At 60.3% G+C, this 25,261-nt stretch carries 22 protein-coding genes; 12 read left to right on the top strand and 10 right to left on the bottom strand.

Annotated features, from left to right (window positions below; translation table 11 throughout):
* Nucleotides 1-43: 43 nt before the first annotated feature.
* From AC07VV_RS26105 to AC07VV_RS26115, 3 genes are all read right to left on the bottom strand, one after another.
* The gene (locus tag AC07VV_RS26105; protein WP_495037895.1) at nucleotides 44-937 is read right to left on the bottom strand and encodes a pseudouridine synthase; all 894 of its coding nucleotides are present in this window, start codon (nucleotides 935-937) and stop codon (nucleotides 44-46) included.
* A 69-nt stretch (nucleotides 938-1,006) separates the two neighbouring features.
* A complete protein-coding gene (locus tag AC07VV_RS26110) occupies nucleotides 1,007-1,324 on the bottom strand; it encodes a transcriptional regulator (RefSeq protein WP_085730606.1) in 318 nt (105 codons plus the stop codon).
* Between the two features lie 172 nt (nucleotides 1,325-1,496).
* The gene (locus AC07VV_RS26115; protein WP_007955734.1) at nucleotides 1,497-1,733 is read right to left on the bottom strand and encodes a glutaredoxin family protein; all 237 of its coding nucleotides are present in this window, start codon (nucleotides 1,731-1,733) and stop codon (nucleotides 1,497-1,499) included.
* 202 nt (nucleotides 1,734-1,935) lie between these two features.
* Between AC07VV_RS26115 and AC07VV_RS26120 the strand changes: the two genes are divergently transcribed.
* A complete protein-coding gene (locus tag AC07VV_RS26120; protein WP_495038009.1) occupies nucleotides 1,936-3,648 on the top strand; it encodes a cation:proton antiporter in 1,713 nt (570 codons plus the stop codon).
* On the opposite strand, the gene AC07VV_RS26125 is transcribed toward AC07VV_RS26120, so the two are convergent.
* Nucleotides 3,645-4,853: an ammonium transporter gene (locus AC07VV_RS26125; protein WP_495037896.1), complete on the bottom strand. Its 1,209-nt coding sequence runs from the start codon at nucleotides 4,851-4,853 to the stop codon at nucleotides 3,645-3,647. The genes AC07VV_RS26120 and AC07VV_RS26125 overlap by 4 nt on opposite strands.
* Nucleotides 4,854-5,169: 316 nt before the next feature.
* Here AC07VV_RS26125 and AC07VV_RS26130 point away from each other — a divergent pair, with 316 nt between their 5' ends.
* From AC07VV_RS26130 to AC07VV_RS26165, 8 genes are all read left to right on the top strand, one after another.
* Nucleotides 5,170-5,484 (top strand): ElaB/YgaM/YqjD family protein, encoded by a 315-nt coding sequence (locus AC07VV_RS26130; protein WP_085710739.1) that lies wholly within the window; start codon nucleotides 5,170-5,172, stop codon nucleotides 5,482-5,484.
* Between the two features lie 2 nt (nucleotides 5,485-5,486).
* Nucleotides 5,487-5,873 carry a phage holin family protein gene (locus tag AC07VV_RS26135; protein ID WP_096821090.1) on the top strand — a complete coding sequence of 129 codons (387 nt, stop codon included), beginning with the start codon at nucleotides 5,487-5,489 and terminating at the stop codon, nucleotides 5,871-5,873.
* Nucleotides 5,870-6,208, top strand: coding sequence for a hypothetical protein (locus AC07VV_RS26140; protein ID WP_495037897.1), 339 nt, complete (start codon nucleotides 5,870-5,872; stop codon nucleotides 6,206-6,208). Before AC07VV_RS26135 ends, AC07VV_RS26140 begins: the two co-directional genes overlap by 4 nt.
* Nucleotides 6,209-6,332: 124 nt before the next feature.
* Nucleotides 6,333-7,496: an EAL domain-containing protein gene (locus tag AC07VV_RS26145; protein ID WP_495037898.1), complete on the top strand. Its 1,164-nt coding sequence runs from the start codon at nucleotides 6,333-6,335 to the stop codon at nucleotides 7,494-7,496.
* 68 nt (nucleotides 7,497-7,564) lie between these two features.
* A complete protein-coding gene (locus AC07VV_RS26150) occupies nucleotides 7,565-8,893 on the top strand; it encodes a deoxyguanosinetriphosphate triphosphohydrolase (RefSeq protein WP_495037899.1) in 1,329 nt (442 codons plus the stop codon).
* A gap of 395 nt (nucleotides 8,894-9,288) precedes the next feature.
* Complete coding sequence (locus AC07VV_RS26155; protein WP_096821086.1) at nucleotides 9,289-9,915, top strand: response regulator transcription factor; 627 nt, start codon at nucleotides 9,289-9,291, stop codon at nucleotides 9,913-9,915.
* Between the two features lie 8 nt (nucleotides 9,916-9,923).
* Nucleotides 9,924-13,568, top strand: a complete 3,645-nt coding sequence (locus AC07VV_RS26160) for a transporter substrate-binding domain-containing protein (protein ID WP_495037900.1) — start codon at nucleotides 9,924-9,926, stop codon at nucleotides 13,566-13,568.
* A gap of 48 nt (nucleotides 13,569-13,616) precedes the next feature.
* Entirely contained in the window at nucleotides 13,617-16,562 is a 2,946-nt protein-coding gene (locus AC07VV_RS26165; RefSeq protein WP_495037901.1) for an HD domain-containing phosphohydrolase, read from the top strand.
* Here the strand turns inward: AC07VV_RS26165 and AC07VV_RS26170 are convergent, their stop codons facing one another.
* Together AC07VV_RS26170 and AC07VV_RS26175 are read right to left on the bottom strand one after the other, a co-directional pair.
* Nucleotides 16,563-17,045, bottom strand: coding sequence for a GAF domain-containing protein (locus AC07VV_RS26170; protein WP_085710746.1), 483 nt, complete (start codon nucleotides 17,043-17,045; stop codon nucleotides 16,563-16,565).
* The gene (locus AC07VV_RS26175) at nucleotides 17,042-17,932 is read right to left on the bottom strand and encodes an ATP-binding protein (protein WP_096821083.1); all 891 of its coding nucleotides are present in this window, start codon (nucleotides 17,930-17,932) and stop codon (nucleotides 17,042-17,044) included. The genes AC07VV_RS26170 and AC07VV_RS26175 overlap by 4 nt, the downstream gene beginning before the upstream one ends.
* 166 nt (nucleotides 17,933-18,098) lie before the next feature.
* Between AC07VV_RS26175 and AC07VV_RS26180 the strand changes: the two genes are divergently transcribed.
* Complete coding sequence (locus tag AC07VV_RS26180; protein ID WP_096821082.1) at nucleotides 18,099-20,420, top strand: hybrid sensor histidine kinase/response regulator; 2,322 nt, start codon at nucleotides 18,099-18,101, stop codon at nucleotides 20,418-20,420.
* Here the strand turns inward: AC07VV_RS26180 and AC07VV_RS26185 are convergent.
* The 3 genes from AC07VV_RS26185 to msrB form a co-directional block, all read right to left on the bottom strand.
* Nucleotides 20,404-20,865, bottom strand: coding sequence for a MarR family winged helix-turn-helix transcriptional regulator (locus tag AC07VV_RS26185; RefSeq protein WP_495037902.1), 462 nt, complete (start codon nucleotides 20,863-20,865; stop codon nucleotides 20,404-20,406). The genes AC07VV_RS26180 and AC07VV_RS26185 overlap by 17 nt on opposite strands.
* Nucleotides 20,862-21,347: a glutathione peroxidase gene (locus AC07VV_RS26190; RefSeq protein ID WP_085607138.1), complete on the bottom strand. Its 486-nt coding sequence runs from the start codon at nucleotides 21,345-21,347 to the stop codon at nucleotides 20,862-20,864. Before AC07VV_RS26190 ends, AC07VV_RS26185 begins: the two co-directional genes overlap by 4 nt.
* A 101-nt stretch (nucleotides 21,348-21,448) precedes the next feature.
* Complete coding sequence (gene msrB / locus AC07VV_RS26195; protein WP_096821149.1) at nucleotides 21,449-21,844, bottom strand: peptide-methionine (R)-S-oxide reductase MsrB; 396 nt, start codon at nucleotides 21,842-21,844, stop codon at nucleotides 21,449-21,451.
* Between the two features lie 225 nt (nucleotides 21,845-22,069).
* On the opposite strand from msrB, the gene AC07VV_RS26200 reads away from it, so the two are divergent.
* Both AC07VV_RS26200 and htpX read left to right on the top strand, forming a co-directional pair.
* Nucleotides 22,070-23,281, top strand: coding sequence for a pyridoxal phosphate-dependent aminotransferase (locus AC07VV_RS26200; RefSeq protein ID WP_169431313.1), 1,212 nt, complete (start codon nucleotides 22,070-22,072; stop codon nucleotides 23,279-23,281).
* Nucleotides 23,282-23,585: 304 nt separating this feature from the next.
* Nucleotides 23,586-24,473 (top strand): protease HtpX, encoded by an 888-nt coding sequence (gene htpX, locus AC07VV_RS26205; protein ID WP_102620441.1) that lies wholly within the window; start codon nucleotides 23,586-23,588, stop codon nucleotides 24,471-24,473.
* Between the two features lie 55 nt (nucleotides 24,474-24,528).
* On the opposite strand, the gene AC07VV_RS26210 is transcribed toward htpX, so the two are convergent.
* Nucleotides 24,529-25,185, bottom strand: a complete 657-nt coding sequence (locus tag AC07VV_RS26210) for a thiopurine S-methyltransferase (RefSeq protein WP_495037903.1) — start codon at nucleotides 25,183-25,185, stop codon at nucleotides 24,529-24,531.
* Between the last annotated feature and the right edge of the window lie 76 nt (nucleotides 25,186-25,261).

The raw sequence follows: 25,261 nt of genomic DNA on the forward strand, positions 1-25,261 counted from the left end.
GCGGGCTTTTTCGTGGGCGGTTGAAAGTGGATTGCGCTATGGATCACCAATCCAGCGTGATCCGGCTTTCAAATTCACGCGTCTGACCCGTGACCGGATCGATGAACCGCAAACCCTGCGCCAGAAGCTTGAGCGGTTTGGCGTAATCATCCTCAACGTCCTTCAGCACCTCGGGATAGAACGGATCGTTACAGATGCTGGCGCCCAACGACGTCATATGCACCCGCAACTGGTGTTTCTTGCCGGTCACCGGATACAGGCCGTAGCGCCAGAGGTCGCCGTTCTTTTCCCGCACTTCCACTGCCGTTTCGGTGTTGCTGACCCCCGGGCCTTCCTGCATACGGAAAAACGGCTCGCCATCGACCATGCGGCTCTTATGCACCAATGGAAAATCCAGCCCCGGCAATGCCGCAGCGATGGCTTCGTAGCGTTTTTCGATTTGCCGTGTCGGGAACAATGACTGATACGCCGAACGCGTCTGCGGATTGGCCGAAAAAATCACCAGCCCGGCGGTGTGCCGGTCAATCCGGTGCAGCGGCACCAGGTGTGGATTGTCCAGTCGACGAATCAACCGGCGCAGCAGCGTTTGCTCCACGTACTCCCCCGCTGGCGTCACCGGCAGGAAGTGGGGTTTGTCTGCGACGACCAGATGTTCGTCCGCGTAGAGAATCGACTCGACCACCGGAATCGGCTTTTCATCCGGCACTTCGCGAAAGTAATGGATGCGCAGGCCTTCCTTGTACGGCAAGTCCAGCGCAATCGGCTGGCCTTCACCATCCAGCACCCGGCCTCGGGCAATCCGGTCCAGCCATTGATCGCGTCCGATGGCACTGAAGTGATCACACAGACAATCGAACACTGTCCGCCAGTCGCCGGGAGGCAGATAAAGCGTGCTGGCCTGATTCTGTGCGGCGGAAAATGTAGATGTGCTGGACATACGGAAAACTCGAACCCTCAAGGCAGAGCGGCATTATCCAACACGGGACGCAGCAGACCTAGCGCAGAATCAGGCAGGAATCGATTTGAGGGCCGCCGCCTCAGTGAATTCCTTCAGCCAGCGCAATACATCGACTGCCTCCCAGCGGCCCGGATCGTACAAGGCGTACAACAAACCCTGATAACCCACCACATCCAGTTGCTTGTGATAACCGGCGCGCTGGAACAACGCCTCGATCTCGGCAAAACAGGTATTGAAATGCAGCTTGTTGAACGGCGTCTTGCCTTCCGTGACCAGACCGTCCAGGCGCAATTCGTGGACGGCTTCGCGCACCACGTCAACCGACATCCGGTTCACGCTGCTTTTCAACTGTTCGACATTGACCACGGTTCATCCCTCTGACGTCCTGGCTGCCCTGCCTGTTGCCCCAAAAGGACACAGCACGACGAGCCCACTCAATTACTGTATGAACATACAGTAACCGAATAAACCCGAGAGTGCCAAGGATCGATGACCGTCGCGATGAATGGCCAGGTCGGAACAACGTCGAGGGAAAAGGCTAACGCAGGAATGCCACAACCTGATCGGCGCTGAACGGCCACCCCAGCTCCGCCCCGGTATCGACCCGGCGCAGCACAGGAATCCGCAGGCTGTAGGCCTCGAACCAGGACTCATCGTCAGCAATGTCCACCAGCTCCACCAGCAGGCCATGCTCGACAAACGGCATCAGCTCGGCTTCAGCGACTTCACACAGATGGCACCCCAGGGTGCCGAACAACTGGCATTCAGGAAGCATGCGCGTTCAATCCCAAAATTTGATTGGCCATTTTAGGCCTCACCTGTGAACCCGTCGACCCATCAAAGGCTTCAAGCCATCGAGCGGGTTTATCCTCGCAAAACCCTGACTCAAATCAGCCCGCACAAATGCGTTTTCCAGCATGCTCCGGTGTTTTTTGCCTCTACGCTTGAAGAGCCTGACCCTGCTGCCGGAGTGTTTTGTGTTTGCCAATCTGTTGATCATTCTTGCTTCATCCCTGGTGATGATTGCCCTGTTCCGCCGCTTGCGCCTGCCGCCGGTGCTGGGCTACCTGTGCGTCGGGCTGATGGTCGGGCCGAAGGCGTTCGACTGGATCAACGAGAGTGAGCACCTGCCCGACCTTGCCGAGTTGGGTGTGGTGTTTCTGCTGTTTTCCCTGGGGCTGGAATTTTCCCTGTCGAAAATGATTGCCCTGCGCCAGGTGGTTTTCCGTCTGGGCAGCCAACAGGTGTTGATCACCACCCTGCTGCTGGGAAGTGTGCTGATGCTGCTGGGCATGCCTCTCACCCCGGCGCTGTTGCTCGGCGCGGGGCTTTCGCTTTCATCCACGGCGATCGTCACCAAGGAACTGGGCAGCCTCGGCGAAATCTTCAGCAGCCACGGCCAGAACGCCGTGGGGGTCCTGTTGTTTCAGGATGTGGTGGCCGTGTTGTTGCTGACGCTGGTGCCCGTCTTCGCCGGCAGCAGTGATCAGGCCTGGTATTGGGCGTTGCCACTGACACTGCTCAAGACGGTTGTGCTGTTCATCGGCTTGCTGCTGGCCAGTCGCTGGCTGTTGCCACGTCTGTTTCAGGAGGTGGCGGCATCGCGTTCGGCCGAGCTCTTCGTGCTGTTGGCGCTGGTGATCGTGTTGCTCACGGCATGGCTGACTCACCTGCTCGGCCTGTCCCCTGCCCTCGGCGCCTTCCTGGCCGGCATGCTGCTGGGGGAGAGTCATTATCGGCATCAGATCGAAGCCGATATCCGGCCGTTCCGCGATATCCTGCTCGGCCTGTTCTTCGTCAGCATCGGCATGCTGATCGACCTGCAATTGTTTGCCAGCCACAGCCTGCTGATACTCGCCATGACCCTGGGTTTGCTGGTGATCAAGGGTTCAGTGGTGGCGCTGCTGGTGAAATGGCGCGGCAACGACAATGAAACCGCGTGGCGCAGCGGCCTGGCACTGGCTCAGGGCGGCGAGTTCTGTTTCGCCCTGATGGCGCAGATGCAGCAGAACCAACTGATGCCCACCGAACTCGGCGCGCTGCTCCTCGCCGCTACATTCTGCTCGATGCTGCTGACGCCGCTGATGTTGCGTGCAGCACCGCGCATCGCCGCCGCCCTGCACCGCAAACCCAATCAGGAAGCACAGATCGAGCACATCAGCGCTCTCAATGCCGGCCTCGATCAGCACGTGGTGATCTGTGGCTACGGTCGTGTCGGTCAGTCGATCGGACGCTTCATGCGCAATGCCGGGCAACCTTACATCGCCCTGGATAACGACCCCGTACGTATACAGGAGGCCGCCACCGTCGAACGCGACGTGCATTACGGCGACTCTGCACGCGGCGACCTGCTGACTGCCGTCGGTTTGCTGCGCGCCAGGCTGCTGGTAATTGCCGTGGATAAAAGCGATGTGGCGTTGCGGGTGCTCAAGGAAGCCCGGCGACTCAACTCGAAGGTGCCGATTCTGGTGCGCACCCGCGATGACAGCCAGTGGGCCGAACTGAAAGCCGCCGGCGCCAGCGAAGTGGTGCCGGAGCTGTTGGAATCAAGCCTGATGCTCGCGTCCCATGCCTTGATTCTGCTCGGTCTGCCGGCACACCAGGTGCAGGAGAAAGTCGATCGGGTGCGCATCGACCGCTATCGCCTGCTGCATGGCTTCTACCCGGGTGCCGAAGATGAAGAGACTTAGTCCTGACTTACCGCGCCAATCTTGTGCAGCGACAGATCCGCGCCGTAATACTCCTGTTCCTGACTCAGGCGCAGACCATGCAGCGCCTTGATCGAGCCGTAGACGGCAAAGCCACCGGCCAGCGCCACCACCACGCCCAACGCCGTGCCGATCAACTGGCTGATCAGGCTGACGCCGCCAAGCCCGCCCAACGCGGTCGAGCCGAAGATCCCGCAGGCGATGCCACCCCAGACGCCACACAAGCCGTGCAACGGCCAGACACCCAGCACGTCGTCGATCCGCCATTTGACCTGCGCCGCCGTGAAGCACCAGACAAACAGGGCGCCCGCAATCGCACCGGTCACCAGCGCCCCCACCGGATGCATCAGGTCGGAGCCGGCACACACCGCCACCAGACCGGCCAGCGGACCGTTGTGCAGAAAGCCTGGGTCATTACGCCCGACGATCAACGCCGCCACGGTACCGCCCACCATCGCCATCAACGAATTGACCGCCACCAGGCCACTGACGCCCTGCAGGGTTTGCGCGCTCATCACGTTGAAGCCGAACCAGCCGACGATCAGGATCCACGATCCCAGCGCCAGAAACGGAATGCTCGACGGTGCGAATGCCACCAGCCGGCCATCGCGATAGCGTCCATTACGCGGGCCCAGCAACAGCACCGCCGCCAGCGCCAGCCAGCCGCCCATGGCGTGAACCACCACGGACCCGGCGAAGTCATGGAAGGATGCACCGAACCGCGCCGCCAGCCAGGCTTGCAGACCGAAGTTGCCGTTCCAGATCATGCCCTCGAAAAACGGATAGATGAACGCCACGATCAGCGCCGTCGCGCACAATTGCGGAACGAACCGTGCCCGCTCGGCGATGCCCCCGGAAATGATCGCCGGAATCGCTGCCGCAAAGGTCAGCAGGAAGAAAAACTTCACCAGCCCGTAACCATGATCGGCGCTGAGCACCGCCGCCGGTTGCATGAACGTCACCCCGTACGAAATCCAATAGCCTATAAAGAAATAGGCCAGCGTCGACACCGCGAAGTCGCTGAGGATCTTCGACAAGGCGTTGACCTGATTCTTCTGGCGAACCGTTCCGACCTCCAGAAAGGCGAAACCGGCGTGCATGGCCAACACCATGACCGCACCGATCAGAATGAACAACGTGTTGGAACTATGAACGAGCGTATCCACAGCGCTTTGCAGATTTTCCATGAAGAGGCAGACCCAAGGCTGAAAAAGGCACCAAAGCGGTTCATGCAGACATTTCATGCACCAAGTTGCGACCGCGCAGTCACCGATCCACTGGTCCGGCGAACCGCTTTGGCGCACAAGGTCGATGTCCTGAGATGAACCCGTGTCATCCGGGCTATGATTTCCCGGCTTCGCGCCCGGCAACAGCGCACTGCTGTCCGGCGACGCACCACGACACAGCAAAAGATGTACCAGTCATTTGTACTGAACCTTCACGCAAGGCTCATACTCGAAAGTTTCAGAAGCCGTTTCAGACAGCCACTTACGGAGATTCCCCATGGCCAGCACCAAGGCAAAGACTGCTCAAGAAATCCTGATGAACGACTTCCAGACCCTGGTCAGCGACACCGAACGGTTGCTGGAACACACCGCCACGCTGGCCGGTGATCAGGCGGATGAGTTGCGCGAACAGATCCACGAAAGTCTGCTGCGTGCACGGGAAACCCTGAAACTGACCGAAGACACCCTGCGCGAGCGTGGTCAGGCAGCGGTCACCGCCACCGAAGATTATGTGTCGGCCAACCCGTGGCAATCGGTGGGTATCGCGGCGGGCGTGGGCTTTCTGATTGGCCTGCTGGCCACGCGGCGCTGATCATGTCGATCGGTGAATCCGGCCCGACTTCGGGCACCACTTCCTCCACGCGGCGCCTGGGCGCAGCCGTCCTTGGTCTGTTGCACAGTCATGTCGAACTGTTCGGCATCGAACTGCAGGAGCAGAAGGCACGCACCGTCAGCCTGTTGCTGTTTGCAGGCCTGGCGCTGGTGTTTGCATTGCTGTTGCTGGTCGGCCTGTCGACCCTCGTCCTGATCGTGTTCTGGGACACCTATCGTCTCGCCGCGATCATCGGCCTGTGCGTGTTCTACACCCTGGCGGCGATCTTCTGCGCGCTGCGTCTCAAGGCTGCGATCTTCGATGAATCCTCGCCCTTCCACGGCACTCTGGAAGAACTGGCCAACGACCGGGAGCGCCTGCTGCCATGAGCCTGCCTGAACTTCCACAAAACAGCTCGCGCCAGGAAATGCGCAAGGCCCTGATCCGTCTGCGCATGGAAATGCATCGTCAGGAAATCCGTCACGAAGCCGGCCAGGTCCTGCAACCCTTGCAACGCATGCGTGGCATGACGCAAAACCTGCAGGACGGTTTCGGCATCAAGCACGCGCCGTTGTGGGGCGTGGCCGCCGTGACGCTGCTGGGCTTCCTCACCGGCAAAGGCGCCAAGAGTGGAGGCGTCGGCGGTCTGAGTCGGTTGATCCGTCTCGGCACCAGCCTTGCTCCGTTGATCAAACTGGTCATGCAGAACTCCAGCAAGCGCTGAGCTGCACATCTGGCTGCATTCTTGCAGTGCTGGCGGGATTGAATCTCTTCATCCGGAGATTCAATCCCGCTCGTCTATCCGGCCGGCAGGATCCCACCCGAACAACAACGACCAAGGAGGCCCCGTGATCGACGGGCAACCGCTCGCCTGCTTTCAGCCTTTCATCGATACCGCCACCGGACGCATTGCAGGCGTCGAAGCGCTGGGCCGCCTGCGCCAGGCGCAAGGGCAACTGACATCTGTCGGGCCGCTGTTCGCCGATCCACGAACGCCAGCCACCGCGTTGCGCCGCCTCGACCGGCAGATTCGTGACAATGCGCTGAGTCGATTGCACGAAGCGCCGCCGGACTGGTTTCTCAGCCTGAACATGTCACCGCGTTGGATCAGCCGTTTGCGCGCCGATCAGGCGCTGCCGAGTTTCAAACAACTCGCCCGGCATGGCGTCGACCCGCAGCGGATTGTCTTTGAGATCACTGAACTGGGCGGTAACAGTCAGCGTCTGTCTGAAGTGGTCGCGCGCTATCGTGATGCCGGGGCGCGAATCGCCATCGACGATTTCGGCGCTGGATACTCTCAACTTGATCGTGTGCTCGCATTGCAACCGGACATCCTCAAGCTCGACATGCGCCTGTTCCAGGCCGCCGCGCTCGGCGGGCCGAGCAGCGATGTGGTCAAGGCGCTGGCACAGATGGCGGAAAAAACCGGCTGCTGGATCATCGCTGAAGGCGTGGAGACAGAAGCGCAGCTCAATTTCGCGCTGGAGTGTGGCTCACGCTACGTGCAGGGTTTTCTGTTCGCCCGGGCGCAAGAGGCTTTCTTTGCGACGGATGCGTTCGTCCAGCGCTTCGCTGAACTGCGCCAGTCCTATGTGAAGCAGAAACTCACTGAGCGCGGCAAGTTGATGTCGATGCGCCAACAGCTCGGCGAGTTGATGACGATCCTGCAGACCTGGGCCCAGGCTCGCGCGCCGCTCAGCGCCTTGCCGCAACTCGATGCCTTTCCGTGGTTGCTGCGGTTTTATCAGTGCGACCGCCAGGGCACGCAACTGACACCGAACCTGGAATGGCGCCAAAGCGGCTGGGTCGCCGACAACCGCTACCTGGGCCACAACTGGTCGTGGCGCCCCTACTTCTACCACCTGCTGGCCGAAGGCTGGGAAGAACGGCGGCTGACGCTTTCCAACACCTACCGCGACGCCACCAGCAACCAGTATTGCCTGACCGCCGGGCAATTCTTCGACAATGGCGAACGCCTGCTGTTGATCGACATTGATGCCGCCGGACTGTAGTTGCGCTTGCAGACACTCGCTCGAACCGGGAAGCTAGGGCACCAGTCACCCGACGGAGAGAATCAGCCTTGGATTGGCAAACCCTGCTCAACCGCGAACGTCTCGGCAAGCCGCTGCACAGCCCGCAGGAACTCGGCCGCAGCCCGTTCCACAAAGACCATGACCGCATCATTTTTTCTGGCGCCTTTCGCCGCCTGGGCCGCAAGACCCAGGTGCATCCAGTGTCGAGCAATGACCATATCCACACGCGTCTGACCCACTCGCTGGAAGTCAGTTGCGTCGGTCGTTCGCTGGGCATGCGCGTCGGTGAAACCCTGCGTCGCGATCTGCCCGAGTGGTGCGAGCCGAGCGATCTGGGCATGGTCGTTCAGTCCGCCTGCCTGGCCCACGACATCGGTAACCCGCCGTTCGGTCATTCCGGCGAAGACGCCATTCGTCACTGGTTCCAGCAGGCTGCCGGGCGCGGCTGGCTGGATGCGATGAGTGACGCCGAGCGCGATGACTTCCTGAACTTCGAGGGCAATGCCCAAGGCTTCCGGGTCCTCACGCAACTGGAATATCACCAGTTCGACGGCGGCACCCGGTTGACCTATGCGACTCTCGGCACCTATCTGAAGTACCCATGGACCGCGCGTCACGCCGACTCACTGGGCTACAAGAAACACAAGTTCGGCTGCTATCAGAGCGAGTTGCCACTGCTGGAACAGATCGCCCACAAACTGGGTCTGCCGCAACTCGAAGAGCAGCGCTGGGCACGCCATCCACTGGTGTATCTGATGGAGGCTGCGGATGACATCTGCTATGCGCTGATCGATCTGGAAGATGGCCTGGAGATGGAGCTGCTGGACTACGCCGAGGTCGAGTCGCTGCTGCTGGGTCTGGTCGGCGACGATCTGCCGGAAACCTATCGACAGCTGGGTCCGCAGGACTCGCGCCGGCGCAAACTGGCGATCCTGCGGGGCAAGGCCATCGAGCACCTGACCAACGCTGCCGCCCGGGCCTTTGTCGAACAGCAGGACGCACTGCTGGCGGGAACGCTGCACGGGGACCTCGTGGAGCATATGCATGGCCCGGCCAAACGTTGTGTCTTGAATGCCAAGGACATCGCCCGCCGAAAGATCTTCCAGGACAAGCGCAAGACGCTGCACGAGATTGGTGCCTACACGACACTGGAAATTCTGCTCAACGCGTTCTGCGGCGCGGCCCTGGAACAACACAACGGCCGTACGCCGTCGTTCAAGAGCCGCCGAATCCTAGACTTGCTGGGCAACAATGCCCCGGATCCGCACGGCCCGTTGCACGCATCGTTCCTGCGCATGATCGACTTCATCGCGGGCATGACTGACAGCTATGCCAGTGACATGGCCCTGGAAATGACGGGGCGCTCCAGCCAGTGATGCCTCGTGCTCCGACCGGTCAGGCGCTGATCGGTCGGGCGCACGCATCACACAAGACAGGACTCAGGACAGGGTCTGTTGCAGGTTCCGATTTTTCTTTATATGCATCGTCCAAATATCGCGAAGAATCACTGATACAAAAAAAGCCGAAGCACCTTAATATCCGATAAATATTAAACAGCCAGACCATTCAATAACGCACAGCGCTCCATTGACGAAACCCAATTAACGCCCCACCCCCTCTACCTACGCCAAAACTAGTTCACGCGTAGTCTCATTCTTCTTTATATGTAGGAATAATCCTAGATTGCCGCTGAGGTACTGTCGGTTCATGCGACCGCTCATCCATCTGAGCTAAGGTGCGCCCTTTATTCGCGCTCGCATGGGACTTTATTATGAACTCCGTTTTTATCGTCGATGATCACCCGGTTATCCGTCTTGCCGTTCGAATGCTGTTGGAACATGAAGGCTACAAAGTCGTCGGTGAAACCGATAACGGGGTCGATGCCATGCAAATGGTCCGCGAATGCGCGCCTGACCTGATCATCCTCGACATCAGTATTCCGAAGCTTGACGGTCTGGAAGTCCTTGCCCGCTTCAATGCCATGAGTTCGCCGTTCAAGACACTGGTACTGACCGCACAGTGCCCGACATTGTTCGGCATTCGTTGCATGCAGTCTGGCGCGTCGGGTTATGTCTGCAAACAGGAAGACCTCAGCGAACTGGTCAGTGCCATCAAGGCTGTTCTATCCGGTTACAACTATTTTCCCAGTCAGGCACTGAACCCGGTTCGCAGCGATGATGTGCGTTACACGGAACTGGAACTTTTCAAAGCCGTCAACGACCGGGAATTGATGGTATTGCAACTATTTGCCCAAGGTCGCACAAACAAGGAAATTGCCAAAGGCATGTTCCTCAGCAACAAGACCGTCAGCACTTATAAAAAACGCCTGATGCAGAAACTCAAAGCCAAATCCCTTGTAGAACTTATCGAAATGGCCAAACGTAACGCACTCGTGTGAGAGCCAACATGCCCAGTCGCTTGAAAACCTGTCTGATTGTATTGAGTGCATGCCTTGGTTTAAGTGCTCAAGTAACGGCCGCGTCCGTCACCTCACAAGACCTGGCCCTGCTCAGTCGTTCGTCCGACAAGTTGCTGCCGGTCCTGCTTGAACATTCGCAACGGGACTGGCTGCACAATCGCAACGAGTTGACTCTGGGCACGTCCGCTCCCGACTATCCGCCTTTTGACATGACCGCCAGCGGTCGCGACTACGAAGGTTTCACGGCCGATTATGCCGGGCTCATTGGCCAGACCACCCGCCTGCCGGTCAAGGTCAAGCGCTTTGCCACACGGGACGCCGCGATACGGGCATTGATCGATGGCAGCATCGACATGCTCGGCACGTCCAACGGGCTGGAGGCGGAAAACGCCGACATCGTGCTGTCCAGCCCTTACGCCATCGATCAACCGGTACTGGTCACCCGCGTCGGAGAAACCCGCTCACTGACCGATGGCCTGGCCGGCCTGCGGCTGAGCATGCTGTATCACTATCTGCCGCTGGACGAGGTCAAGGCCCTGTATCCCAAGGCCCTCATCACGTCCTATCCGTCGTACCAGAACGCAATCAACGCGGTCGCTTTCGATCAGGCGGACGTGTTTCTCGGCGACACCATTTCCACCCACTACATGATCAGCAAGGGCTATCTGAACAACATCCGCATGGCCAATTTCGGCAAGCACGAGGCCCACGGTTTCAGCTTTGCCGTTCGCCGCGACAATCCTCAACTGCTGGGCATCATCGACAGCGTGCTCAAGGCTGTCCCGGGCAGCGAGCGGGAAAGCATCGCCAAACGCTGGAGTGCCGGCAGCGATACCTTGCTGACCGATCAGAAACTGCAACTGACCCATCGCGAAGAACAATGGCTGAAAAAACACCCGGTGGTGAGCGTGGTCGTCAACGAGGCCTTTGCGCCCCTGAGCTTCTTTGATACCGATGGCAACTTTCGCGGTATCAGCGCCGACCTGCTCGAACTGATCCGCTTGCGCACCGGCCTGCGCTTCGAAGTCCGCCGCAGTCGCAGCGATGCCGAGATGATCAAGCAGATCGAAAACCATCAGGCCGACCTGATCGCCGCCCTGCTGCCAACCGCCCTGCGCGAAGAAACCCTCAAGTTCAGCCGACCCTATCTTGAAAACTCCTATGTCCTGCTGACTCGAAAGGCCGCCGACAGTCCGACGCACCTGGGCCAGCTCAAGCGCAAGCGTCTGGCCATCGCCCAGGGCAACCCGATGATCGAATACCTGCGCCGCGAGTTTCCCAACATCCAGTTGATCGAAACCCCGGACACCTTCAGTGCGGTGGCACTACTCGACGAAGGTCAGGTCGAGGGCGCGGTGAACTCGCTGGTCATCGCCAACTATTTCATCGCCTCACACATCTTCGAACAGCCCTTGCAGATCACCACCACCATCGGCACGCGGCAGGCAGCTTTTTCCCTGGCAACCGCCCGGGACAACACGGAACTGGGCTCGATCATCGACAAGACGCTGATGAGCATAACGCCCGAAGAACTGGGCATCATCAACGGTCGCTGGCGGGGCTACTCCAGCCTGTCGCAAGGCACCTGGCATCAATATCGACGCCTGTTCTATCAGGTGATCGGGGGCGCCAGCCTGCTCTTGCTGCTGTCGATGCTCTGGAATGCCTACATGCGTCGCCAGATCAAACAACGCCAATCGGCCGAACGCGCCTTGAACGATCAACTGGAGTTCATGCGTTCGCTGGTCAATGGCACGCCCCACCCGATCTATGTGCGAGATCGACAGGGCCTGCTGCAAAGCTGCAACGACAGTTACCTCGAAGCCTTCAATGCCAGGCGTGAAGACGTCATCGGCAAGAATGTGATGGAAGGCGCCCTGAGCAATGCCTTCGAAGCCCGCGCCTATCAGGCCGACTATCAACGGGTGGTCACCGAGGGCAGGCCGCTGGTGCTCGACCGGCCGTTGCATATCGGCAACCGGCGCCTGACGATCTATCACTGGATCCTGCCTTACCGCGACTCCAGCGGCGATGTCCAGGGGATCATCGGCGGCTGGATCGACATCAGTGAACGTCATGAACTGCTCGATGAACTTCGTGCTGCCAAGGAACGCGCGGATGATGCCAACCGGGCCAAGAGTACTTTCCTGGCGACCATGAGCCACGAAATCCGCACGCCGATGAATGCGGTCATCGGCATGCTCGAACTGACACTCAAGCGCATGGACAAGGTGCATCCGGACCGCTCCAGCATCGAAACCGCCTACAGTTCGGCCAAGGATCTGCTGGGGCTGATCGGCGACATTCTGGATATCGCACGGATCGAGTCAGGGCGCCTGAGCCTGAGCCCCGAGCGGGTCAACCTTATCGAAACCATCGCCTCGGTGGTCAGGATCTTCGAAGGCCTGGCCCGGCAGAAACGGCTGACGCTGGTGGTGAACGTTTCTCCTCCCGAACTGAATGTCGACGTGCACTTGGACCCCTTGCGCTTCAAACAGGTGCTGTCGAACCTGATCAGCAATGCCATCAAGTTCACCGAAAAAGGCCAGATCCGGATCACGCTGCACCTGCAGGCCAGCGATGTTCCCGATTGCTCGCAGGTACAACTGACGGTTCAGGACAGCGGCATCGGCATCTCTGCCGAGGATCAGCGGCGGTTGTTCGAACCTTTCGCCCAGGCCTGCCATGGCCGGGATCGGGCAATCAGTGGCGCAGGGCTGGGACTGGTCATCAGCCGCAGCCTGTGCGAGATGATGGGTGGTCAGCTGCAATTGAGCAGCCAGCCCGGGATCGGTACACAGGTAAGTGTGTCGCTGCCGCTGACCATCCTGCCTGCGGAAGTGACAGGCCGAAAACACGAACCGCAGATCCAGACCGCCCTTACCCCGCTGAACGTTCTGGTGGTCGACGATCATCCGGCCAATCGCCTGCTGATGTGCCAGCAACTCGAGTTTCTGGGGCACCATTTCAGCATCGCCGAAGAAGGCCAGAGCGCACTGGAACAATGGAAGAACGGCGCATTCGATCTGGTCATCGCCGATTGCAACATGCCCGTCATGAATGGCTATGAACTGACCCGAGCGATCCGGTGCCACGAACGACTCACGCAGCGCCCCACCTGCACCGTGCTGGGGTTCACGGCCAATGCCCAACCGGAAGAGGTGCTTCGCTGCAAGCAGGCCGGCATGAACGAGTGCCTGTTCAAACCGCTGAGCCTGAGTGTCTTGAGCCAATGGGTCGACAGTGTCCGGCCAGCGCTCCATACGCCTGCGTTCAATCTGCAAGGGCTGCACTCCCTGACAGGAGGAAACCCCGCTCAGATCCGGCGACTGCTGACCGAGTTGCTCAACAGCAGTCGGCTTGACCGTCAGGATCTGCTGGCGTTATCCCCGGGGCGGGATCACCAGGCTCTGGCCGAGATGGCGCACAAGATCAAAGGCGCCGCGCGCATTGCCCAGGCGTCACGCCTGATCGACAGTTGCGACGCATTGGAACAGGCCTGCCTGCAAGCGTTGCCGGTAGACGAGATCAAACGCCGCTGCAAGGCGAGCAGCTTCGCCATCCTTGAACTGGAGAAGGCACTGGAGCAACAACTGACGCTGACCGACCAGAGCAGAATGACCGGGCCTTAACTATGCTTGGGCGCTGAGCAGTGTGTTTACCAACACGGAGAGTCCGCAATGCCCAGCCCACTGCGCCCGGATCAACGCCGGTTTCCTTTGCACGTGCACATCAGCGTCATGTTCACCTTTCTGCTGTTGCTCACCGGGGTCGTGCTGGGGCTGTTCAACTACCGGCAGACCACACAGATCATTCTGTCGAGCAGCGAAAAACTGTTCGAACGCATCGAACAGGATGTACGCGTCGACCTGCAATCGACCTACGCGCCAATCCGGCACCTGCTGAGCCTGCTCGCGGACACCCCCGGGACTCAGGCCTCAACGCTTGAACAACGCCTGACGCTGCTCAAGCCGTTCAGCCAGTCACTGGCGGACAACCCGGACCTGGCCTCGTTGTATCTGGGTTACGACAACGGCGATTTCTTCATGGTGCGCCCGTTGCGCACCGCGTCACTGAGAACCTTGCTGAAAGCTCCAGATGCAGCGGCGTATCAGGTCTGGAGCATCGAACATGACGCCGATGGCAGCGTCACATCGCAATCGCTGTTCTTCGACCAGGCGCTGTCAGCGGTCGGTCGTCACGACAATCCGGACGATGCCTACGACCCGCGCAGCCGCACCTGGTACACCCGCGCGCAGCAACAGAACGAACAAATCACCACCGAACCCTACGTGTTCTTTTCCACCCACAATGTCGGCACCACCCTCGCCCGGCGCAGCAGCGTGCATGCGGTGATCGCTGCCGACCTGACCCTCGACGCACTGTCGGCGACCCTGACCAAACACGTGGTGACGCCAGCGACAGAAATCGTCCTGTTCGATGCCGAAGGCAACGCCGTGGCATATCCCGACAGCAGCCGGCTGATCGTCGATGACCGTACCGCCCGCCTGGCCAAGGCGGCCGACCTGAGCCCGAGTCTGCATGCCCTGCTGTCTGCCGATCATCAGGGCAAACGCCTGAAAGCTGACGGACGACGCTGGATCGTCGCCCGCAGCAGCCTGCAGGAAGGTGGCCCGAAAGGTTTGCAGATGGCCTTGCTGGTACCGGAAGACGAGTTACTGGCCGATGCCTATCGCATGCGCTGGCAAGGTGCGCTGATCACCCTTGCCACCCTGTTGCTGTGCCTGCCGCTGGGCTGGCTGATCTCGCGGATTCTGGTCAAGCCGCTGCATGCACTGGTCAAGGAAGCCGATGCCATCCGCAGCTTCGATTTCAACTTTCCCGTGACCCGTCGCTCGCCTGTGCTGGAGGTTGACCAGTTGAGCCTGTCGATGGCGCGGATGAAGGACACCCTGGCCAGCTTCTTTCGCATCACCGATAGCCTGACCGCCGAAACCCGGTTCGCCCCGCTGCTGCAACGGGTGTTGTTTGAAACGGTACAGATTGCCCAGGCCCAGGCCGGTCTGATCTACCTGCGCGAAAGTGATGGCAACCGCATGGAACCTTACGGGCTGGTGGTCGACGGCACTTCCCGGCCGCTGGCAGCGTTCGATATTCAAGGCCACAACCTTGATACCGCACAGGGTCCGGTCTGGTTCGAGCAACTGGCGCAGGCCGACAACGTAGTCAGCAACCTTGGCTTCGAACAGGCCGCCGATCTGCAAAAGGTCCTGCTGGCCATGGACACGCCGCGCGTCCACCTGATCGGGATCCGCCTGCACAACCAGCACAACGAAACAATCGGTCTGCTGGTGCTGCTGATCAATGACAGCGGCACCCCGGCCGACCTGGAGAAGCTGCGACCCGACCGCATCGCGTTCCTGCAAGCGGTGTCCGGTGCGGCGGCGGTGAGTATCGAGAGCCAGCGTCTGCAAGCCCGGCAGAAACAACTGCTGGATGCGTTCATTCAACTGCTCGCCGGCGCCATCGATGCCAAGAGCCCTTACACCGGCGGGCATTGCCAACGCGTGCCGGAACTGACCCTGATGCTCGCCCACGCCGCAGCGGCCAGCGAGGCCCCCGCCTTCAGCGACTACCAGCCCAGTGAGGACGAATGGGAAGCCTTGCACATCGCCGCGTGGCTGCATGACTGCGGCAAAGTCACGACGCCGGAATACGTCGTCGACAAAGCCACCAAACTGGAAACCCTGAACGATCGCATCCATGAAGTCCGCACCCGGTTCGAAGTGCTCAAGCGCGATGTCTGGATCAGCTACTGGCAAGCCATGGCATCGGGTGGCGACGAACGACAACTGGCCAGCCTGCGCGACGCGACGCTGACAACGCTGGATGATGATTTCAGTTTTGTCGCCCGCTGCAATCTGGGCAGTGAGGCCATGGCCGACGCCGACCTTCAGCGTCTTGAGGGCATTGCGCAGCGCACCTGGACGCGCACGCTGGACGATCGCCTGGGCGTGTCCTGGGAGGAAAACCGGCGCCAGGCACGCACATCGGCACCCGTCTTGCCAGTCAGCGAAAAACTCTTGGCGGACAAGCCCGAACACCTGCTCGAACGCGCCGACAGCGAGCTGATTCCGGAAGACAATCCATGGGGGTTCAAACTCGACGTCCCGCGCTACAAATATAACCGTGGCGAGCTGTACAACCTGAGCATTCCTCGTGGCACGCTGACCCGCGAGGAGCGTTACATCATCAACCACCACATGGTGCAGACGATCCTGATGCTCAGTCATCTGCCCTTCCCCGGGCATCTGAACAATGTGGCGGAGATTGCCGGCGGCCATCACGAAAAAATGGACGGCACCGGTTATCCGAAACGTTTGAAACGCGAGGAGATGAGCCTGCCGGCACGGATGATGGCGATTGCCGACATCTTCGAAGCGCTGACCGCCGCCGACCGCCCCTACAAAAAGGCCAAGACCCTCAGCGAGGCGCTGGGGATCATGGCCACCATGTGTCGCGAGGCGCACATCGATGCCGAGCTGTTCGGCCTGTTCATCCGCGAAGGCCTGTATCTGCAATACGCCAGCCGTTTCCTCGACCCGCAACAGATCGATGCAGTCGACCCTGCCGGCGTGCTGCGCAAGGCCGGTCTTGCGGCGTGATCAGCAGTCGGTCAGGCGCAGGAAGATCGCCGCCAGTCGTTCGATACCGGCCTGATCGTCTGCGCCGAAACGCGAAAGCTTCGGACTGTCGAGGTCGAGTACGCCAATCAGGCGACCATCCTTGACCAACGGCACCACCAGTTCGCTGTTCGACGCGCTGTCACAAGCGATGTGGCCGGGGAACGCGTGAACGTCTTCGACCCGTTGTGTCTGCAGACTGGCCGCCGCCGCGCCACACACACCGCGACCGAACGGAATGCGTACGCAAGCGATCTGGCCCTGGAACGGGCCGAGCACCAGCTCTTCATTGCGATTGAGGTAGAAACCGGCCCAGTTCAGATCATCGAGCTGGTTGAACAGGAACGCCGAAAACTGCGCGGCGTTGGCGATGAAATCGCGCTCGTCCGCCAGCAGCGACTCCAGTTGTGCGGCCAACATGCCATAACCTTCGAGGCCCTGGCCGCTCTGTTGCAAATCAATCATGCCTTGTGCTCCAGCAATTTCAGTCCCACCCAGTAACGGGCGAATTGGTACGCGCAACGTCCGTTGCGGTTGCCACGGCCGGTCGCCCAGCGCACGGCGAGAATGTCCAGTTGTTCGTCACGCTGCCAGCTCAGGCCGGCCTTGGCGGCCAACTGGCCGATCCAGTGTTCGACGACGTTGAGGAAATGTTCCTGGGTGAACGGATAGAACGACAGCCACAGGCCGAAGCGATCCGACAAGGCGATCTTGTCCTCCACCGCTTCGCTCGGGTGCAGTTCGCCATCGACGCGCTTCCAGTTTTCGTTGTCGCTTTCCTTTTCCGGCACCAGATGGCGACGGTTGGAGGTGGCGTACAGCAACACGTTGTCCGGCGCCTGCTCCAGCGAGCCATCCAGCACGCTTTTCAACACACGGTAATCACCTTCGCCGGATTCGAACGACAGGTCATCGCAGAACAGCACGAAACGTTGCGGCAGTTTGCCGATCTGCTCCACCACCCGTGGCAGGTCGGCCAGGTGATCGCGCTCGATCTCGATCAGGCGCAAGCCTGCCTTGGCGTGCTCGGCCAGCAGCGCCCGTACCAGCGAGGATTTACCGGTACCGCGCGAACCCCAGAGCAGCGCATGGTTGGCCGGCATGCCATCGAGGAACTGTTGGGTATTTCGGCCCAGTTGCTCCAGTTGCCGATCGACACCGATCAAGTCCGAAAGACGCATGTCGAGGCTGACTTCCAGCGGCAGCAGATAGCCGCTGCGACCGTCACGCTGCCAGCGTGCGGCCAGGCAAGTGCCCCAATCGATGACCGGGCGTGGCGCCGGCAGCAGCGGTTCGATCCGCGCCAGAACCGATTCGGCGCGCTCAAGAAAAGCATTCAATCGGGAATCCACGTCTTTTCCTCGGGCTGGTTCACAGTAATGATGGCGATACAGCGACGACCGATAGCGTTCGACACCCGCCCCGGCCCTTGTTACAAGGCGATTCGGGAACCACGGTATCCATACATGATCGACTATGCTTGAGCAGCGAAGGGAAACGGAAGTGGTTCAACACCCCATGGATATCAAATTCACCCACCGGCTGTCATACAAACAGGCCCGGCTTACCGTGCTGGTCGGGTTCATTCTGGGCACGCTGCTCAGCCTGCTGCAAATCGGCATCGATTATGCCAGTGAAGACGCGTCCATCAACCGTGAAATCCTGTCTTTGCTGGAAATCAGCCATAACCCGGCCTCGCGTATCGCCTATAACATCGATGCCGAACTGGCCCAGGAGCTCACGCTGGGCCTGCTGCGCTCGCCGGCCATCATTTCCGCACAGCTGACCGACAACAATCAGACGGTTCTGGCCAGCGTGAAGCGCCCGGAGCTGCAAAGCGGCTATCGGTTGATCAGCGACTTTCTGTTCGGTGCCAAACGCGAGTTCGAAGATCGGCTCTATCTCGACCACTTGCCCAACGAATCCCTCGGCACCCTGAGCCTGGAGGTCGACACCTATGCCTTCGGCAGCCGATTCCTGCGCCGGGCCGAAGTCACGCTGCTCAACGGTTTTGCCCGCAGCCTGATCCTGACCGGCATCCTGCTGGCGCTGTTCTACGTGATGCTGACCAAGCCGCTGGTGCGGGTCATCCGTGAACTCAGCGGGCGCGATCCACGCAGTGCCGAACCGACCACCCTGGAATGTCCGAGTGGACACGCCAACGACGAGATCGGCGTGCTGGTGAAGGTCGCCAACCAACAGTTCGAGAACATCGCCACGGAAATCCAGCAACGGCGCACCGCAGAAAACCGTCTCACCGACTACCTCGCTCAACTTGAAGACATCGTGTCGGCACGCACCGCCGAACTGAAAGCCATCAACGCCCGCCTCAGCCAGTCCAACGAGGAACTGGAGGTCGCCCGCAGCACCGCACTGGACATGGCAGAGGCCCGCTCGGCATTCCTCGCCAACATGAGCCACGAGATTCGCACCCCGCTCAACGGCTTGCTGGGGATGATCGCGCTGTCCCTCGACGGCCCGCTCAATGGCGAACAGCAGCAACAACTGTCCATTGCCCACGACTCGGGCAAAGTGCTGGTGGAGTTGCTAAACGATATTCTCGACCTGTCGAAATTCGATGCCGGGCAACTGGAGCTGGAACACATCCCGTTCGACCTCGGCTCGCTGATCGAAGACACCGCCAACCTGCTGTCGCAGAACGCGGCACCGAGCGTGGAGCTGACGTGTCTGATCGATCCGCACTTTCCGGCGCTGGTGCTCGGCGACCCGACACGAGTGAGGCAGATCGTCAGCAACCTGTTGTCCAACGCCCTGAAGTTCACCCGTTTTGGTCGGGTCGATGTACGTTTGTCGACCTGGAAAGATGGCGTGCGCATCGAAGTCTGCGATACCGGCATCGGCATCGCCCAGGAAGCCCAGGTGAAGATTTTCCAGCCCTTCACCCAGGCCGGAGCCGGTATCACCCGCCAGTACGGCGGCACCGGGCTGGGCCTGGCCTTGACCTACAACCTGTGCGAGGCCATGCAAGGGCGCCTGACGATCAGTTCCGAAGTCGGTTTCGGCAGTCAGTTCTGTGCCGAACTGCCGCTGCCCTGCCACACCCGCGCGGTCATCCCGGCCCCGCTGCATGGCAGCGTGCTCGCCATCACCACTGCGGCCAGCGGCCTGTCAGAGCTGTTGGGCAGTCTGTTGCCGGTCTGGGGTCTGTCGTACGAACAGCGCACGATTGAAGCGTCACTCCTCGGCCCGTCACCGGACATCATCATCACCGATTGCCCCGAATGCCTGTTTGGCCTGCGCCCGACCATGACCGCACCGATTCTGCTGGTGACGGCTTACGGCAGTTTCATGCCGGGCGAAGAAGCTGCGGCCCTTGCCCCGCTGCAGCAGCAGGCGCGTCCTCTGGCACGCAACGCGCTGTATCAGAATCTGCGCAGAACCCTGCAACCGGACATCACCACCATCGACCGTGCGCGTCTTGAAAGCGTGCCATCTCAGCGTCGCGGGCGGGTGTTGCTGGTGGAGGACAACCCGGTCAACCAACTGGTGGCCAAGGGAATGCTCGGTAAACTCGGCTGCGAGGTGGTGGTGGCGGCCCATGGTGCAGAAGCGCTGGATCAACTGGAACACCATGAGTTCGATCTGGTGCTGATGGACTGCAACATGCCGGTGATGGACGGTTACGAAGCGAGCCGGCAGATCCGTCAGAGCGGTCGCTGGCCACACCTGCCAATCGTGGCGTTGACGGCCAACGCCATGTCCGAGGAGCGGGAACGCTGCCGGGCGGCGGGCATGAGCGACTACCTGGCCAAACCCTTCCGTCGCGAAGAACTGGCAGCGCTGCTGGATCAGTGGATACCGACTACGACAGCGCTTTGATTTGCCCCAGCAGATGATCAAGCCCGGTGCGCAGTTCGTTGAGACGATCCAGGTCCACGCCGCTGTCGCACAGCAACCGGTCCTTCAACGGCCCGACCTGCTCGCGCAACGCCTGCCCCTGAGGCGTGAGGCTCAGGTGAACCTCACGCTCGTCCCGCGCCGAACGTTGGCGCTGCACCAGTTGCAGTTGCTCCAGGCGCTTGAGCAGCGGCGTGAGCGTCCCGGAATCCAGCGCCAGACGCTCGCCCAGTGCCTTGACGGTCGGTTGTTCCGGCGCCGCGTCCTGCCATTCCCACAGCACCAGCATCGCCAGGTATTGCGGGTAGGTCAGGCCGAGCTGATCGAGCATCGGCTTGTAGGCACGAATCACGGCCCGGGACGCGGCGTACAGCTTGAAGCACAACTGACTGTCGAGCTTCAGTGCATCGGCTGACAGATCGTTCATTTGAGCAGGGCTTCGATCTCGCGGCTCAGATCCTGCGGCTTGGTGGCCGGGGCGAAGCGCTTGACCAACTGGCCGTCCTTGCCGATCAGGAATTTGGTGAAGTTCCACTTGATGCCCTGGGAACCCAGTACACCCGGCGCACGCTTCTTCAACTGCACGAACAGCGGATGCGCACCGTTACCGTTGACTTCGATCTTCTTGAACAGCGGGAAGCTGACGCCGTAATTGAGCTCGCAGAACTCGCTGATCGCACCCTCGTTGCCGGGCTCCTGCTTGCCGAACTGGTTGCACGGAAAGCCCAGCACCACCAGTCCCTGATCCTTGTAGGTCTGCCACAGCTCTTCAAGGCCCTTGTATTGCGGTGTGAAGCCGCACTTGCTGGCAGTGTTGACCACCAGCACCGCTTTGCCGGCGAAATCGGCCAGGGTCTTTTGCTCACCCTTGATGGTGGTGCACGGGATGTTCAGCAGGTTGTCGCTCATGGTGCGCACTCTGGAAAGTTGAGAAGCTGTAAAAATAGCGAGCAATTGAATTGTGTGCAATTTAATTATCCGAATGGCGATCCAGGGATCGCCCGCATCGGCTATTCGCGCGGCACCAGGTCCAGGCACACCGAATTGATGCAGTAACGCAGACCGGTCGGCGGCGGACCGTCAGGGAATACGTGGCCGAGGTGCGCATCGCATCGGGCGCATTTCACTTCGGTGCGGATCATGCCGTGGCTGGTGTCACGGATTTCGGTCATGGCGCTCTCGCCGATCGGTGCGTAGAAGCTCGGCCAGCCGCAACCGGAGTCGAATTTGGTCTTGGAATCGAACAACGGCTCGTTGCAGCAGATGCAGTGATAGACACCGTCGGTCTTGGTGGCGTTGTATTTGCCCGAGAACGGTCGCTCGGTGGCACTGAGACGACACACGTTGTATTGCTCCGGGTCGAGCATCGCGCGCCATTCTTCCAGGGTCTTTTCTATCTTTTCCATCATCACACCTCAACGGCTGAAAAAGCCCGATCTGTACCTTTTCCACGGATCGGGTGGCACGTATGATTGCGCCTCGTCACACGCCAGTCTGGCAGCGGGATCCTGCGCATTCAAACGGATTGTTGGAAACCGCCGCTCAAGACGCTTGCCTGTGTGAAGACGCAGGATTCCCAGCACGGTTGTCCATTCGCCGCCTGGATCGTTCATTTTCGGGATCACATCGCCATGCAGTTCAGCAAATCGAACAAGCTCGCCAACGTCTGCTACGACATTCGCGGCCCAGTGCTCAAGCACGCCAAACGCCTGGAAGAGGAAGGCCATCGCATCCTCAAGCTGAACATCGGCAACCCGGCGCCCTTTGGTTTCGAAGCGCCGGACGAAATTCTCCAGGACGTGATCCGCAACCTGCCGACCGCCCAGGGCTACAGCGACTCCAAAGGCCTGTTCAGCGCGCGCAAGGCCGTGATGCAGTACTACCAGCAGAAGCAGGTCGAAGGTGTCGGCATCGAAGACATCTACCTGGGTAACGGCGTGTCCGAGCTGATCGTGATGTCGTTGCAGGCACTGCTCAACAACGGTGACGAAGTGCTGGTGCCGGCGCCGGACTATCCGCTGTGGACCGCAGCCGTGAGTCTGGCCGGCGGTAACGCGGTGCACTACCTGTGCGACGAAGGCGCCGACTGGTTCCCGGACCTGGCCGACATGAAGGCCAAGATCACCCCGAACACCAAGGCCATGGTGATCATCAACCCGAACAACCCGACCGGCGCGGTGTATTCGAAGGAAGTGTTGCTGGGCATGCTGGAACTGGCCCGTCAGCACAACCTGGTGGTGTTCTCCGACGAGATCTACGACAAGATTCTTTACGACGACGCCGTGCACATCTGCACCGCTTCGCTGGCGCCGGACCTGCTGTGCCTGACCTTCAACGGTCTGTCGAAGTCGTATCGCGTGGCGGGTTTCCGTTCCGGCTGGATCGCCATTTCCGGGCCGAAACACAACGCCCACAGCTACATCGAAGGCATCGACATGCTGGCCAACATGCGCCTGTGTGCCAACGTGCCGAGCCAGCACGCGATCCAGACCGCCCTTGGCGGCTATCAGAGCATCAACGACCTGGTCTTGCCGCAAGGTCGCCTGCTGGAACAGCGCAACCGCACCTGGGAGTTGCTCAACGACATTCCCGGCGTGAGCTGCGTGAAGCCGATGGGCGCCCTGTATGCCTTCCCGAAGATCGACCCGAAGGTCTGCCCGATCCACAACGACGAGAAATTCGTCCTCGACCTGCTGCTGTCCGAGAAGCTGCTGGTGGTTCAGGGCACGGCCTTCAACTGGCCGTGGCCGGATCACTTCCGTGTCGTGACCCTGCCGCGTGTCGATGACCTGGACATGGCCATCGGGCGCATCGGCAACTTCCTCAAGTCCTACCGCCAGTAACCGGCGATCAGTGCGCAACGAGCCTTTCGTTGCGCACTGTCTGATTCAGCAACACTTCTGCCCCGCCCCCTTCCGTACGCCTTCTACACTGTCGATTCGTACCGATCACATGCGCCTGATGCAATGCCGGTGGGTGGTGCGCGGCTGTCATCCTTGTCGTCTTCAGGGGGGGGAATTGTCCCGCACACCGGAGAATCCGATGTAGGACACAGTTTGAAATAGTCACTCGGTTGAATCGCCCGGTGCCGCACCTTATATACCCCGCAGTACGCTACATCTTTAGCTTGAGGAGATTTCTACAACCATGATGCGCATCCTGCTGTTTTTGGCCACTAACCTGGCGGTCGTGCTGATAGCCAGCATCACCCTGAGCCTGTTCGGCTTCAACGGGTTCATGGCGGCCAACGGGGTTGACCTCAACCTCAGTCAGCTGCTGGTCTTCTGTGCCGTCTTTGGTTTCGCCGGTTCGCTGTTCTCGCTGTTCATCTCCAAGTGGATGGCGAAGATGAGCACGAGCACCCAGATCATCACCCAGCCGCGCACCCGCCACGAGCAATGGCTGATGCAAACCGTCGAGCAACTGTCCCGCGAAGCCGGGATCAAGATGCCCGAAGTCGGGATTTTCCCGGCCTACGAAGCGAACGCCTTCGCCACCGGCTGGAACAAGAACGACGCGCTGGTCGCGGTCAGCCAGGGCTTGCTGGAGCGTTTCTCTCCGGATGAAGTGAAAGCCGTTCTGGCCCACGAGATCGGCCACGTGGCCAACGGCGACATGGTCACCCTGGCACTGGTCCAGGGCGTGGTGAACACCTTCGTGATGTTCTTCGCGCGGATCATCGGCAACTTCGTTGACAAGGTGATCTTCAAGAACGAGGAAGGCCAGGGCATCGCGTATTACATCGCGACCATCTTTGCCGAACTGGTTCTGGGCATCCTGGCCAGCGCGATCGTGATGTGGTTCTCGCGCAAACGGGAGTTCCGTGCCGACGAAGCCGGCGCCCGTCTGGCCGGTACCAGCGCGATGATCGGCGCCCTGCAACGCCTGCGCGCCGAGCAGGGACTGCCAGTGCACATGCCTGACACCCTGAACGCCTTCGGCATCAACGGTGGCATCAAACAAGGGTTCGCCCGCATGTTCATGAGCCACCCGCCGCTGGAAGAGCGTATCGACGCCCTGCGTCGTCGCGGCTGATCAGCCCGGCCCAAACAGAAAGGCCCGCAATGATGCGGGCCTTTTTTGTGCCTGTTTACTGGCCATTCAGCCGGTAAACCCGCTCTTCCAGGCGCGTCACTCCCGCCTGCAGGAACTTCCCGCTTTCACTCAATACGCCCTGCTCTTCCAGCGCCTGCACCTGCCAGCCGCCACCAAACAGTCGCTGCACCTCGGCATCTTCCACCGCAAACGGCGGCCCGGGCATTTGCGCCTGATCATAATCCAGCGTAATCAGCAAACCGTGTACGCCCGCCGGCAAGATATTCTGCAAGTGCGTCGCGTAGCGCTCACGCATCGGTGCCGGCAAGGCAATCAGCGCCGCGCGGTCATACAGCGCCGTGCAATCGGCCACATCGCTCGCGGACAAGGCGAAAAAATCCCCGCACCACAACTCGATCGCCCCGGCCCGATAAACCTTGAAGCCGCCCTCTTCGCTGATCTGCGGCTGCAATTGCTGTTCACGGAAGAAGTCTTCGACAGCCCTCTGCGACAGCTCGACGCCGAGAACCCGATGCCCACGACCGGCCAGCCACAACAGATCCAGGCTTTTCCCGCACAACGGCACCAGCACACGCGCCTGCGCCGGGATGGCCAGATCGGGCCAATGCCGTTGCAAATACGGGTTCACCTCGGGTTGGTGAAAGCCGATCTGGTTCGATTCCCACTTCTTGTGCCAAAACTCCGGCTGCATGGTTCCTCCTAAGAATTCGATCAAAAAGCGTTAAAACTTATATTGGAATTAGATCAATGAACTGACTGAAGATGAA

It is taken from the genome of Pseudomonas sp. GW821-FHT02C04, assembly GCF_059421845.1.